We start from the raw sequence: 13,118 nt of genomic DNA on the forward strand, positions 1-13,118 counted from the left end.
ACCTTGGGGCACGGCGGCCAGGGTGGGAGAGGAGCACCTTAAACCCCGCTTACTTCTCCCCAAGCTTCCTAAACTCCCCCACGGGCAGGCGGAACTCCTTGCCGTAAACCCGCACCTGGTGGCGGTTCACATTGTGCTGGAGCGTGTTCCCGGAAAGCCTGAACCCTTCCTTCTTGTTCTCGCTCACCGCCGGCCTGCCCAAAACGATGGCCTCCCCGGTGGTATCGTCGTAGTAGAGGCTCTCCCCCACGGTGACCAAATCCCCGTCCTGGAGCCGCACTCCCCCAGTGGCGATGAGCTTTTTGGGCCCGGTGAGGCTTCGCACCTCCTTGGCCCGAATCACCAGGTCCCCGTCCTTGCGCTTGCGGGTGAGGACCACCTCCTTGGAATCGGTGAACACCGCCAGGCCCTTCTCCTCCTCGTAGTAGACAAAAGCGGCCCGCCCCTCCTGGTTCCCGCTCTTAAGGAGGGCATTTTCGCTGCTGGAGGTGTCCGTGTCCACCTGGAAGGTCATGCGGCTGGCCTCCACCTCCACCGGATCCTCCCCCGGCTTGGGCTCCTGGCGCATGCGGGCCGGGCCCAGAAGCTCTCCCTCCCCGGTCTTCTCCCGGTAGACCAAAACCGGTCCCCTGGCCTCCACCCGGCCCCGGCGCACCACCACCCCGCCCTCAAAGCGGGCCTCCCGCTCCCCTTCCGCCTCCTGCATGGTCTTGCCCTTGGGTGCGGTGAGGGTGGCCCTGGGGGAGCGGATCTCCAGGTCCTTCACCCGCCCCCTCGCCTCTCCCTCAAAGGTCCAGGGGCCGTAGCGCAGGTCCCCCGAAAGCCGACCCCCTTCCACCTGAATCACCCGGACGCCGGAAGCGGCCAAGGCCAAACCCAAAAGGGACAACCAAACCCACCTTCTCATGAGCTACCTCCTTCCACGGTACAAGGACCAAAGGTGCCACCCGCGGGAAACTCAAACCGCGGGCTTTCCGCCTCTATGCGCTCCATGCCGAAATCCGAGCGAAAGCCCTGGGCCTCCCCCCTCAGGTTAGGGGCTTCAATCCGCACCCAGGGGGCGAAAAACCCCTCCCTCTGACGGATGAGGACCTCCCCCCTGCCCGGGGCGGAAAGCTGGAGGCGGAAGCATCCCTTAAGGATCTCCACCCGGGCGAAAGGAGCCCGCAGGTTATCCCCTGGCTCCACCACCACCTCGGGGGCGAAAAGGCGCAGGTCCAGCCGGTCCTCCACATAGCGTTCCCCTTTAAGCCCCCCCTGGATGCGGAAAACTCCTCCCTCCTCCACCATCTCCTGGCCAGTGAACCGCCACTCCACCGCCTCCTCCTCGGGGAAAAGGTAGAACTCCACCCCCTTAAGGCGCACGCCTTCCGTGGGCAAGGGCCTTGGCGGGGACTGGAGGAACCAAAAAACCATACCGAGGATGACAAGAAGGAGAAGGAGGAGCCGCACCACCTTCCCACCTTACCCAAGGCCCCTTGAGAAAGATGACAAGACCCGCAAGCCCTTTCAGCCCAGGACATCCCGCGGGTTCCCCCGCACCCGCAGGTTCACCCAGGTCTTGCGCAGGCGCAGGAGGAGCTTCAAGGGACGGTAGAGGGGGGAAAGGGGCAGGGTGTAGGCGGGAAAGTGGACGCGCCTACCCCCAAACCCCTCCTTGAACCGCCATATCCCCTCCGCGTGGCTGCCCTCCGGGGTCTTGGGCACGCCCCAGAGGTCGTAGATGCGGTAGCCGCGTCCGATCCCATGGCGGATGGCCGCCAGGTGCATGCCCATGGGAGCCTTGACCTCGGGGTGGGCACGGCTGCTTCCTCCATAAAGGTAGTCCACCTTACCGGCGAAGGCCACGAAAAGCCCCGCCGCCAAGGCCTCCCCTTCCTTTCGGGCCACGGCCAAGAAGGCCTCCCCGTAGGGCTGGTTCATCTCCCTGAGCACCGCCTGGTAGTACTCCTTTGCGTGCTGCAGGAGCTTGGCCCGGCGGTTGGTCTCCTCAAAGAGGCGGAAGAACTCGGGAAAGGCCTCCTCCCCCTCCACGCCAAGCTCCGTGCGCTTGAGGGCCAAGCGGGCATTGCGGCGGTGCATCTCCTTCATCCCCTTAAGGAGGGCTTCTTCCCCTTGGGTGAGGTCCAGCCATAGGGAATAGGCGGGCTGGATGGATTCCTCGAGGAGGAGGCCAGGGAAGGTGGGGGGGGGTTCCTCCGCCGGCAATCCCGCCTCGGGCTCGAGGACCAGGTGGGTACCCCGCACTCCCTGGGCCAGGGCCTTGGCCACCAGAGGTAGGTCCTCGAGGCGGGAAAGGGCAGGGCCCCTAGGAGCGTAGGCCAGGCGGAAACCCCCAGGCAGGGGACGCAGCAGCACCTGGGCTGCCCCCAAAAGCCCCTCCTTTCCGTAGACCGCAAGCCGCCTGGGCACCCAGCCGGAAAGCCGCTTCACCTCCCCCCAGCCCCAGGACTGCAGGGCACTGGTGATGGGGAAGTTGGAAACCATCCGGTTCCAGGCCTCAGGATCCGTGATCTCTAAAAGTTCGGCCACCCCCTAAGCGTACAGGGCCTGGGCCAGCTCTTCCAGGTGGCCGTTCCCCTCCAGGGGTAGCCGCTTCTCCTCCAGATAGGCCTCCAGGTGGGAAGCCAGGCGGGGGTCCTGCACCCGGGCTGCCCGCTCCCTCAAGGGCACCAAAGGCCAGCCGAAGGCCAGGTGGCCAAGGAGGTCATAGAGGTCGTATTCACCGGGAAGAATGCGCCGCAAAAGGGCCTCGGTCCAGCCCTTGGCCAAAAGGTTTTTGAGAAGGGCACGGCGGCTTGCCGTCTTTTGCCAAAGGAGCTTGAAGCGGGCCTCCTCGGGCAAGGCGTGCCGCAAGCGGCTACCCACCTCCTCGAGGCTATTTACCCGCTCCCCGCCGGGCAGCACATACCCTTCCCGAGCAAGAAGGTTTTCCACCACCTCCTTGAGCCGGCGGCCGGAAACGGGCTTCTCCAGGAAGAGATCCGCCCCCAAAGCCCGGCTGGGTCCCTCCAGCTCCTTGCCACCCCCGGTGAACATGATCACCGGCACCTTGGCCAGGCGGCGCACCGCCCGGATGCGCCCCAGGAGGGTAAGGCCATCCATATCCGGCATCATGATGTCCAGGAGGATCAGATCCGGGGTTTCCCTGCGCAGATGCTCTAGGGCAGCTTTCGCCGAATCCGCCAGCACCACCTGGTGGCCGGCCCCGGAAAGAAGGAGCTCTAACAGGTGCCGGATGCGGGGGTCATCGTCCACCACCAGCAGCCGCGCCACAAGGACCATGCTAAGGGAGGCGCCTTTCCCTTGTCTACGGGAAGCGGTAGGATGGAGGGCATGAGGATCGCCTTCCAGGGAACGGAAGGAGCCTATAGCGAGGAGGCCCTGCTCAGGAACTTCCCCGGCTCCACCCCCATAGGCTTCCCCACCTTTCACCAGGTCTTCGAGGCGGTGGAAGCAGGGGAGGCACAGCTCGGGGTGGTGCCCGTGGAGAACACCACCGCAGGCAGCATCAACCAGACCTACGACCTGCTTCTGGAAAGCGACCTCCACGTGGTGGGGGAGATCATCCACCGGGTGGAGCACTGCCTCCTCGCTCCCGAGGGCACCGAGCTCAAAGATCTCAAGGCGGTCAAAAGCCACCCCCAGGCCCTGGCCCAGTGCGACGGCTTCCTGGCTCGCATGCGCCTTACGCCCATCCCGGTTTTTGACACGGCAGGGGCAGCCCGGTCCCTGTCGGAGAACCCCGAGCCCGGGGTGGGGGCCATCGCCAGCCGGCGGGCCGCGGAGCTTTACGGCCTAAAGGTGCTGGCGGAAAACATCGAGGATTACCCCCACAACTACACCCGGTTCTTCGTCATTGGGCGGGAGGAAGCCCCTAAGGGGGAAGGCCCCCACAAGACCAGCATCGTCTTCGCCGTGCGCCACCGACCCGGGGGGCTTCTGGAGGCTCTTTCCGTGTTCGCCGAGGCCGGGGTGAACCTCACCAAGCTGGAGTCCCGGCCCAGGCGCGACAAGCCCTTCAGCTACCTCTTCTACCTGGACCTCGAGGGCCACCTGGAAGACCCAGGCCCCACCCAGGCCCTTCTCGGCCTCCTCAGGCGGGCCGCCTTCCTCAAGGTTTTGGGCTCTTATCCCGCCTACCGCAACAGCGCCTAACCGGGGCGTACGTCCACCACCCTCTCCCCAGCGACCTTTAGCCGGTCGGGGACCCCTCCCACATCCTCCCCCACCACCCTCAGGACCAGGCGCTGGTACCCGTTCAAGTGGGCGGCGGTGGCGATGGACACGATGTTGGCCGGCGGGACCGCCCGGGCCATCTGGGCCAGGGCCCCGGGCACATCAGGGATGTCCACGGTGATGCGCAGGCCACCCATCTTAAGCCCCAACACCTCAATAAAGGCCCTCAGGACATCGGTCACGGTGATGATGCCCACCAGTTTCTCCCCTTCCATCACCGGAAGACCGCCGATCTTCTTCTCCTCCAGCAAAAGGGCCGCCTTTTCCAAAGGCTCATCGGCCTCCACCGTAATGACGGGCTTGGCCATCACCTCCTGCACGGTGAGCTTGGAGAGGAGGTAGTTCATCTCCCACACCGAGAGGGTGGTGGCCTTGGAGGGCATGGCGTCCTTGAGGTCCTTGTCGGTGACGAGACCTATAAGCTTCCCGTCCTTTACTACGGGTAAGCGCCGGAAGCCCTTATTTTTCAAGAGGTTGATGGCTTCCAGCACCGGGGTATCCGGGGCCACGGTGAGGGGGTCCTTGGTCATCCAGTCCCTGACCAGCATGGTTTCACCTCCGGTTTTCAGTCTACCCCGGGACAAGAAGAAAAATGTCCCCGCCAAAGTTTTTGCGGGGACAAGGAGGTCCCTCTAGCGCAGGTTGGCCCCTATAACCGTGCGGCCAAACCGGCCTCCGCCAAAGGCGTAAAAGTACTCCCCGTCCAGGAAAATCCCCGTGCGGGCATCCAGGAGAACCTCTACCCCTAGGGAAAGATGAAGTCCCACCTCGCCCGGGCCGGCAAAGCGGCCGGCAAGCCCCCCGCCAAAGTACGGGCGTATGCCCTTGAGGTCCCGGTCCAGCTGGCCCAGGTCGGGCTTGAAAAGCACCTCGCCTGCCACGAGGAAGCTGGGCCCCGTGGGGAAGAGATCCGCAAACCCGCGGAAGGCCAGGTTGCGCGCCAAGGGCGCCTCGAGGCCGAGCCCTAGCCCAGCTGGAGGTAAGGAAAGGCGAAAAGAAACCGCCCGCTGGGCAAAAGCCCCTGTGCCTAAAGCCAGCAGCGCCAAAAGCAAAAGGATCTTGCGCATAACCCACCTCCTCCAAAGTATCCTACCCCCACCTGGGGCAAAGCGATAGAGAGGCTTCTCTCACGCACCCTTCACCCTAAGGCCTTAGGCTTTCTCCTATGAAGCGCTTTCCCCTAGCAGCCCTCCTGTTGGCCCTTGGCGCCCTCCTCACCCCCATGCTGGCCCAGAACCGGAACGTGGCCACCCGGGTGGGCTTTGTGGACGCTGATGCCCTGGTGCAGGCCCACCCCGACTACAAGAAGGTGCAGGACCTCCAGGCCCAGGCCCGCAAGGAGTTGGCTCCCCTGGAGGAGAAACTCAAGCCCCTGGACCAAAAGATCCGTTCGGGCCAGGCCACGGCCAAGGAGCGCCAGGACTACGAGGCCCTCCTCAAGACCTACCAGGACACCGTGAAGAAATGGCAGGACCGGCAGAATCCGGTGCTTAAGCCCATCCTGGAGGAGGTGGACCAGGCCATCGCCAAGGTGGCCAAGGCCCAGGGCTTCGCCGTGGTCATGAGCCGCCAGGTGGCGGCCCAGTCGGGGCTGGTGGTCTACGCCGACGAGGACACCGACCTCACCCAGGCGGTGATTAAGGAGCTGAAGAAGTAGCCCCCTAACCTCAGGCCCGGGGGAAGCATGCCCCGGGCTTCCCTTTTCCCTTCCATGCCGCCAGGTTATAATCCTTCCGATGGCGAAGCGGAAACCGGCTAGCCCCAGCCGAAACCGCGACCTCGAGGCCCTGGGTACCGTGGCCTTGGGGGCGGGGGTCTTCTTCGCCGCTCCCCTTCTACCCTTGCCCACAGGGGCCTTCGGGTCTTTTCTCCGGGAAACCCTCTACCAGGCGCTGGGCCTACCCGCCTACCTCCTTTCGCCAAGCCTTTTCCTCCTAGGGGCCTTCCTCTTCCGCAACAAACCCCTAAAGCCTCTTCTTCGCCACCTTCTTTTCCTTTACCTCCTGGCCTTCGTCCTCCTTCCCCTCCTGGGACCCCTTTCGGGCCGGATGGGCGAGGAAGTGCGCTCCTTCCTGGAAGCCAAGGCAGGGGCCTTGGGCTTCCTCCTTCCCCCCATCCTGGCCTCCTCGGTCCTGGACCTCTGGCGGCGGAAACCCCCTTTTCACCTCCTTCTCACCGGCCTGCACCTGGGAGTGGAGGGCGTGCGCCGGATCCGCCACCGCCTGAAAGCCCTTCTCCTCAGGCAAAGGATCGGCTTCCTCGCCCGCCTTTACCCTGAACACACCGCCCTAAAGGCCCTGGCGCAGAACCTCTCCCCTGCGGAACTCCCGGGGGTGGAAAAGGCTTTAAGGGAGTTCCTGAAGGAACGGGCCGCCGAGCTGAAGCGGCAGATGGAAGAGGACCAAAGGCCTCTGGAACCCCGGCTCCAAGCCCTTCTCCAAGGCTTGAAAACCCCTGTGCCGGGGGAAGGTCCCTTGCGGGATGCCCTGGAGGAACGGCGGGCAGCCCTTCACCTCGAGGCCCAGGCCCTTTTATCCCGCTTGAAAGCCCTTCTCACCTTTCCCGCACCCAAGCCCAGCGTGGGAGGCCTGATCCAGGGCCTAAGGCTTCGGGAAGAGCGCAGGGCCCGTTGGGAGGAGCTTTCCGGTCTGGTCCAGGACCTCGAGGGGCGCTACGAGGAGCTTTCCTCTTGGCTATCCTTCCTCTCCCGGCATCCCGAGGCCCAGGCCGAGGGGCTTAGGGCCCTGCTCACGGGGAACCCCCCGCCCGCTGTTTCTCCCCCACCCCCTGCCCCTGAACCGGAACCCTTTGACCTGGACCTGGTCTTCCCCGAACCTTCCCCAGCCCAGGTCCAGCCGGACCCCCCTCCACCGCCCCGCTCCCGTCCCCGGAGCACGGCCCTGGCCCTCCCCACCCCGGACCTCCTGGACCCCCCGGAGCCCAAGGGAACCGCCCGGGGCCTGGAGGAGGAGGTGGAAAGGCTGAAGCGCACCATCGCCGACACCCTCAAGCACTTCGGGGTGCAGGCGGAGGTGGTGGGCCATGCCCGCGGCCCCTCCGTGATCCGGTACGAGCTTCTGCCTGCCCCCGGGGAGAAGATCAGCCGCATCCAGAGCCTGCAAAACGACCTGGCCCGGGCCCTGGCGGTGGGGGCGGTGCGCATCGAGGCCCCCATTCCCGGGAAAAACACCGTGGGCCTCGAGGTGCCAAACCCCAAAAGGGAGCTGGTGCGCTTTTCCGAGGCGGTCCTCTCCCCTGCCTTCCAAAACGCCAAGGCCCTTCTCCCCCTGGTCCTGGGCAAGAGCATCGAGGGTGAGATCTGGGTGAGGGATCTCGCCAAAATGCCCCACCTCCTCATCGCCGGCTCCACGGGAAGCGGCAAGAGCGTGGCCATCAACGTCCTTATCGCCAGCCTCCTCTATAAGCACCTCCCCACCTCCTTGCGCCTCCTCCTCATCGACCCCAAGATGGTGGAACTCACCCCCTACGAGGGCATCCCCCATCTGGTGCGCCCCGTGGTCACCAGCCCCGAGGAAGCCGCCGGGGTCCTGCAAGGAGCGGTGGCCCACATGGAACGACGCTACCGCCTGATGAGCCAGGTGGGGGCCAGGAACCTGGAACAGTACAACGCCAAGATGGAAAAGGAGGGCGGGGAAACCCTTCCTTACCTGATCATCGTGGTGGACGAGCTGGCCGACCTGATGATGACCGCCCCCAAGGAGGTGGAATCCGCCATTTTGCGCCTGGCCCAGATGGCCCGGGCCACCGGCATGCACCTCATCCTGGCCACCCAGCGGCCCAGCGTGGACATCCTCACCTCCCTCATCAAGGTGAACATCCCCGCCCGCCTGGCCTTTGCCGTGTCCAGCGGCTTCGACTCCCGCACCATCCTGGATACCCAGGGAGCGGAAAAGCTCATCGGCCAGGGGGATGCCCTCTTCTACCAGCCCGGGCTCACCAAGCCCGTGCGCCTGCAGGTACCCTACCTCTCCGAGGAGGAAGTAGGGCGCCTGGCCAGCTTCCTCAGGGGCCAGAGTTACGAGGACCGCTTCGCCGAGGCCTACGGCCAGGACTTTGAGCCCCCCAAGGGTCCGGAGGGCGCGGGCCCCGGCGAGGTGGACTTCTCGGATCCCCTTCTCAAGAAGGCGGCGGAGATCGTGGTGGAGGAGGGCTACGGCTCCGTAAGCCGCCTGCAACGCCGCCTTTCCATCGGCCACGCCCGGGCCGGGAAGCTGATGGATGCCCTCGAGGCCATGGGCATCGTGGGCCCCTCCAAGGGTTCCAAGCCCCGGGAAGTCCTCATCAGCAAAGAGCAGCTCAAGGACTTCTTCGGGTAAAGGTATGCTATCATGGCCCTTTGTGGAAACGGTGCCGGGCGGGCGCTGGGTGGCGGAAATCTACGGCTGCGACCTGGATGTCTTGGAAAACCCCAAGATGGTGGAGGCAGCCCTCCTGGATGCGGTGATGCGCCTGGGGGCACCCAGGGGCTCGGCCCAGTCGGTGGTGTACAAGTTTCACCCCCAGGGGCTCTCGGCGGCGGTGGTGAGCCCGGTGGCGGCGGTGATGATCCACACCTGGCCCGAGGACAACGCCTCCGCCACCCTGGACCTCTACTTCTACCGGGATGGAGTGGACCCCGAGGAGGTCCTGAAGGGGCTCTCCCGGGCCTTCGGGGCCAAGGAGGAATCGGCCTTCCGCTACTGGCGGGGAACGGAACACGCCATCAAGCGCCGGGCCTTTGGCGGCCAGCAAGGAGGTTGAAGCTATGGACTACGGCATGTACTTTTTTGAGCACATCACCCCTTACGAAACCATGGTGCGGCGCATGGAAAGGGTGATCGCCTCCGGCCGCACCAAGTACCAGGACTACTTTCTCTTTGAAACCAAGGGCTTTGGCAAGGTGCTGGTCCTGGACAAGGACGTGCAGAGCACGGAAAGGGACGAGTACGTCTACCACGAAACCCTGGTCCACCCGGCCATGCTCTCCCACCCTGAGCCCAGGACCGTACTCATCGTGGGAGGCGGGGAAGGGGCCACCCTGAGGGAGGTGCTAAAGCACCCCACCGTGGAACGGGCGGTGATGGTGGACATCGACGGGGAGCTGGTGGAGGTGGCCAAGCACCACATGCCCGAATGGCACCAGGGAGCCTTCGAGGATCCCCGAACGGTCCTGATCATCGACGACGCCCGGGCTTACCTGGAGCGCACCCAGGACACGTACGACGTCATCATCATCGACCTCACGGACCCCGTGGGGGAGGACAACCCCGCCAGGCTTCTCTACACGGTGGAGTTTTACCGCCTGGTGAAGGCCCACCTGAACCCGGGCGGGATCATGGGCATGCAGGCGGGGATGATCATGCTCACCCACCACCGCGTGCATCCCGTGGTGCACCGCACGGTGCGGGAGGCCTTCCGCTACGTGCGGAGCTACAAGAACCACATCCCCGGCTTCTTCCTGAACTTCGGCTTCCTCCTGGCCTCGGATGCCTTTGACCCCGCGGCCTTCTCCGAAGGGGTCATCGAGGCCCGCATCCGGGGGCGGCAGCTGGCTTTAAGGCACCTCTCCGCCCCCTACCTCGAGGCCATGTTCGTCCTGCCTAAGGACATCCAGGAGGCGGTGGAAACGGAAACCCTGGTATCCACCGATGCGAACCCCTTCTACCTCACCCCGGAGGGCGAGGCCCGCCAGTCCCCCTACCGGGGCTAAGGGGGCCTCTCTCAAGGTTTCTCACCGGGAGCGTGGTAGAGTAAACCCATGCAGCGCGCTATAGTTCTCGTAGTGGTGGCCCTGGCCCTTCTCGGCTTGGGCTGGATCCTTTGGGGTCCCAAGGGGAAAGCCGGGCTGGACCCCGCCCAAGGTGCCCGCTTTGCCCTGGGCGACCCCAACGCCCCCGTGGTGGTGGTGGACTTTTCCAACTACCTCTGCCCCCACTGCCAGAACCACGCTTTAAACGTCCTCCCCCGACTCAAAGCCGAGTACATCGACACCGGTAAGGTGCGCTACCTCTTCCGCGACTTCCCCTTCCCCGGCCAAGCCAACGTGATCCGGGCCAGCGAGGCCGCCGCCTGCGCCGCCGACCAGGGGCGTTACTACGAGTACCACGAGGTCCTCTTCCGGGCCGCCTCCAGCTGGGCAAACCTGCAGGGGAGCGTGCTGGACCGCTACTTGGTGGATCTGGCGGGGCAGATGGGGCTGGACGAGAACACCTTCAGCCAGTGCCTCTCCTCCAATAAGCACCGCGAGGGGGTCCTGGCCGACCAAAAGCTGGCCTCGGACCTGGGCCTCACCGGTACCCCCACCTTCTTCATCGCAGGGGAAAAGCGCACGGGCTTCTTGCCCTACGAGGAGTGGAAGACCCTCTTGGACAAGGCCCTGGCAGAAAAGAAGTAATACCCTTTTGTTTCGTTCTCTAAGTCCCAACGAGATGACGCCCGCCGGAGGTCCTTTCCGGGGGCGTAAGCCAGGGTGGGGTGGTATAAGCCTTTCGGTGTAGGGACAAGGGGGAGTACATCCCCCTTGTCCCATGCGGGTCTGCTACCCTGGAAGCCATGGAAGCCCTCTGGGTGGCCGCTGCCTTTACCCTGGGCCTCTTGGCCAGCCGCCTGGGGCTTCCTCCCCTGGTGGGCTACCTAGGGGCGGGGTTTGCCCTTCGCGGGATAGGTCTCAGGGAAACCGAGTTTCTGCACCATGCGGCAGAGATCGGTGTGCTCCTTCTCCTTTTCACCGTGGGGTTAAAGCTCCGCTTTCAAGACCTTCTCGAGCCCCGCATCCTGGGCACAGGGGGTCTACACCTCGTGCTTTTCGCCTTCCTTGCCTTTGTCCTCCTCGGCAACCTGCCCCTGGCCCTAGCCCTGGCCTTTTCCAGCACCGTGCTGGTGGCGAAGGTCCTCGAGGACAAGAAGGAACTCACCACCTACCATGGCCGCCTCAGCGTGGGCATCCTGGTCCTGCAGGACCTGGTGGCGGTGGGCCTTATCACCCTTTATGGCGAGAACCAAATAAGCCCCTGGGTAGGGCTGGTTCTCCTCCTGCCCCTTCTGCGGTTTGCCGTGGCCTGGCTCCTGGAAAAAAGCGGCCACGACGAGCTACTCGTGCTCTTCGGCCTAGGCCTTGCCCTACTGGGAGGCGAGGGCTTCCGCCAGATGGGGTTATCCCCGGAACTGGGAGCCTTAATCATGGGAATCTTCCTCTCGGGCCACGAAAAGGGAGGGGAGATGGCCAAGGGGCTTTGGAGCCTCAAGGAAGCCTTTCTGGTGGCCTTTTTCCTGGATATCGGCCTCAGGGAAGGCCTACAGGGCGTGGAGCCCGGGATGGTCCTGTCCTTTCTCCTCCTGGCCTTGGTCAAAGCCCCTCTCTTCTTCACCCTGTTTCTCCTCTTCGGGCTTCGGGCCCGCACCGCCTTCGTGAGTGGCATGTACCTGGGCAACTACTCGGAATTTGCCCTCATCGTGGGGGTTGTGCTGGAACGGGCGGGACTCCTCTCCCACAGCCTTTCCACCCTAGCCCTTCTGGTGGCCCTTTCCATGGCGATTTCCGCACCCCTAGCTCGGTATAGCCATAGCCTCTACAAACGCCTCGAGGCCCGCCTCCTTCCCCTGGAGCGCAAGGGGCGCCACCCCGACCAGGAACCCGAACGCCTGGAAGGGGCCACGGTGCTCATCGTGGGCATGGGCCGCACCGGGGGAGCCGTCTACCGCATCCTGGAGGCCAAGGGGGAGCGCCCGGTGGGCCTGGACGCCGACCCCGAAAAGGTGGCCCGCCACCAGGCCAAGGGGCGGAAGGTCCTCTATGGGGATGCGGAGGACCCCGAGCTCTGGGAACGCCTGGACCTTACGGGACTTAAGGCGGTGGTCCTGGCCCTGCCGGACCTCGAGGCCAAGGTCCTCGCCGCCCGCTGGCTGAAGGAGCGGGACTTTAAGGGCGTACTGGCCGCCACCAGCTTCCACCTGGAGGAAGACCCCATCCTGGAAGCCGCCGGGGTGAGCCTCCTCTTCCACCCCTTCCGGGAGGCCGGGGAACGCCTGGCGGAGAAGGTGCTGGAAAGACTGGCTATAATGGGTGAGGTGAGCCATGGCCGGTCATAGCAAGTGGGCACAGATCAAGCGCAAGAAAGCCGCCAACGACCTCAAACGCGGCAAGATCATCTCCAAGCACCTACGGGCCATCCAGGCGGCTGCCCGGGCGGGGGGAAGCGCCCTTCCCGAGGCCAACGTCCAGCTTCGCAACGCCATCGAAGCCGCCCGCGCCGACGATGTCCCCATGGAAAACATCGAGCGCCTCCTGCAGAAGCTGCAAGGGGGAGGGGAAGGAGCCGAGCAGTACGAGGAGATCATCTACGAGGGCTATGCCCCGGGCGGGGTGGCCCTTCTGGTCTACGCCCTCACGGAAAACCGCAACCGCACCGCCGGAGAGGTGCGCCACGTCTTCAACAAGTACGGCGGCTCCCTGGGGGCCACGGGCAGCGTGGCCTGGCAGTTTGAGCGAAAAGGCGTGATCGTCTGCCAGAACTCCGAGGCCGCCCAGGAGGCAGCCATAGAGCTCGGAGCCCTGGACCTCGAGGAGGAAGGGGAAAACCTCACCATCTACACCGACCCCGCCGAGGCCTACCGCATGGCCGAGGAGCTTAAAAGGCGGGGCATCCCCGTGGAGGCGGTGGAGGTGGTGCAGCATCCCCAGAACACCGTGGCCCTGCCCCCGGAGGAGGCCGCCAAGGTAATGCGTCTGGTGGAGGCCCTGGAGGACCTGGACGACGTGCAGCACGTCTACACCAACCTGGACCCCGCTAGCCTGCAGGTGGAGGCCTAACCGAACTAAGAGGCTGTCGTAAAAGTCTTGTATCCTTGAAGGGTGCAGAGGACACGCACATCTTACCCCA

At 64.8% G+C, this 13,118-nt stretch carries 14 protein-coding genes; 8 read left to right on the top strand and 6 right to left on the bottom strand.

Annotated features, from left to right (window positions below; translation table 11 throughout):
* Positions 1-49: 49 nt before the first annotated feature.
* From C2847_RS10275 to C2847_RS10290, 4 genes are read right to left on the bottom strand one after another with little or no spacing between them, the layout of a single operon-like run.
* Complete coding sequence (locus C2847_RS10275; protein WP_105318259.1) at positions 50-907, bottom strand: LptA/OstA family protein; 858 nt, start codon at positions 905-907, stop codon at positions 50-52.
* The gene (locus C2847_RS10280) at positions 904-1,455 is read right to left on the bottom strand and encodes a hypothetical protein (protein WP_425275087.1); all 552 of its coding nucleotides are present in this window, start codon (positions 1,453-1,455) and stop codon (positions 904-906) included. Before C2847_RS10280 ends, C2847_RS10275 begins: the two co-directional genes overlap by 4 nt.
* Positions 1,456-1,509: 54 nt before the next feature.
* Positions 1,510-2,532 (bottom strand): lipid II:glycine glycyltransferase FemX, encoded by a 1,023-nt coding sequence (locus C2847_RS10285; RefSeq protein WP_105318260.1) that lies wholly within the window; start codon positions 2,530-2,532, stop codon positions 1,510-1,512.
* Positions 2,533-2,535: 3 nt separating this feature from the next.
* Entirely contained in the window at positions 2,536-3,285 is a 750-nt protein-coding gene (locus C2847_RS10290) for a response regulator (protein WP_105318261.1), read from the bottom strand.
* Positions 3,286-3,336: 51 nt separating this feature from the next.
* Between C2847_RS10290 and pheA the strand changes: the two genes are divergently transcribed.
* Positions 3,337-4,158 (top strand): prephenate dehydratase, encoded by an 822-nt coding sequence (pheA, locus tag C2847_RS10295; RefSeq protein WP_164835707.1) that lies wholly within the window; start codon positions 3,337-3,339, stop codon positions 4,156-4,158.
* Here pheA and C2847_RS10300 read toward each other — a convergent pair.
* Together C2847_RS10300 and C2847_RS10305 are read right to left on the bottom strand one after the other, a co-directional pair.
* Positions 4,155-4,787, bottom strand: coding sequence for a CBS domain-containing protein (locus C2847_RS10300; RefSeq protein WP_105318263.1), 633 nt, complete (start codon positions 4,785-4,787; stop codon positions 4,155-4,157). The genes pheA and C2847_RS10300 overlap by 4 nt on opposite strands.
* An 84-nt stretch (positions 4,788-4,871) precedes the next feature.
* Positions 4,872-5,306 (bottom strand): hypothetical protein, encoded by a 435-nt coding sequence (locus C2847_RS10305; RefSeq protein ID WP_105318264.1) that lies wholly within the window; start codon positions 5,304-5,306, stop codon positions 4,872-4,874.
* Between the two features lie 98 nt (positions 5,307-5,404).
* Between C2847_RS10305 and C2847_RS10310 the strand changes: the two genes are divergently transcribed.
* From C2847_RS10310 to C2847_RS10340, 7 genes are all read left to right on the top strand, one after another.
* Positions 5,405-5,896 carry an OmpH family outer membrane protein gene (locus C2847_RS10310; protein WP_105318265.1) on the top strand — a complete coding sequence of 164 codons (492 nt, stop codon included), beginning with the start codon at positions 5,405-5,407 and terminating at the stop codon, positions 5,894-5,896.
* A 79-nt stretch (positions 5,897-5,975) separates the two neighbouring features.
* Complete coding sequence (locus C2847_RS10315) at positions 5,976-8,576, top strand: FtsK/SpoIIIE family DNA translocase (protein ID WP_105318266.1); 2,601 nt, start codon at positions 5,976-5,978, stop codon at positions 8,574-8,576.
* A gap of 22 nt (positions 8,577-8,598) precedes the next feature.
* Positions 8,599-9,000, top strand: coding sequence for an S-adenosylmethionine decarboxylase (speD, locus tag C2847_RS10320; RefSeq protein ID WP_038030290.1), 402 nt, complete (start codon positions 8,599-8,601; stop codon positions 8,998-9,000).
* Positions 9,001-9,004: 4 nt separating this feature from the next.
* Entirely contained in the window at positions 9,005-9,949 is a 945-nt protein-coding gene (gene speE / locus C2847_RS10325) for a polyamine aminopropyltransferase (protein ID WP_105318267.1), read from the top strand.
* A gap of 48 nt (positions 9,950-9,997) precedes the next feature.
* The gene (locus tag C2847_RS10330) at positions 9,998-10,633 is read left to right on the top strand and encodes a DsbA family protein (RefSeq protein WP_105318268.1); all 636 of its coding nucleotides are present in this window, start codon (positions 9,998-10,000) and stop codon (positions 10,631-10,633) included.
* Between the two features lie 158 nt (positions 10,634-10,791).
* Positions 10,792-12,327, top strand: a complete 1,536-nt coding sequence (locus C2847_RS10335; protein WP_105318269.1) for a cation:proton antiporter family protein — start codon at positions 10,792-10,794, stop codon at positions 12,325-12,327.
* Entirely contained in the window at positions 12,314-13,048 is a 735-nt protein-coding gene (locus tag C2847_RS10340) for a YebC/PmpR family DNA-binding transcriptional regulator (RefSeq protein WP_105318270.1), read from the top strand. Before C2847_RS10335 ends, C2847_RS10340 begins: the two co-directional genes overlap by 14 nt.
* Positions 13,049-13,118: the final 70 nt, after the last annotated feature.

The sequence above is a fragment of the Thermus tenuipuniceus genome (assembly GCF_002964845.1).
Lineage (GTDB): Bacteria > Deinococcota > Deinococci > Deinococcales > Thermaceae > Thermus > Thermus tenuipuniceus.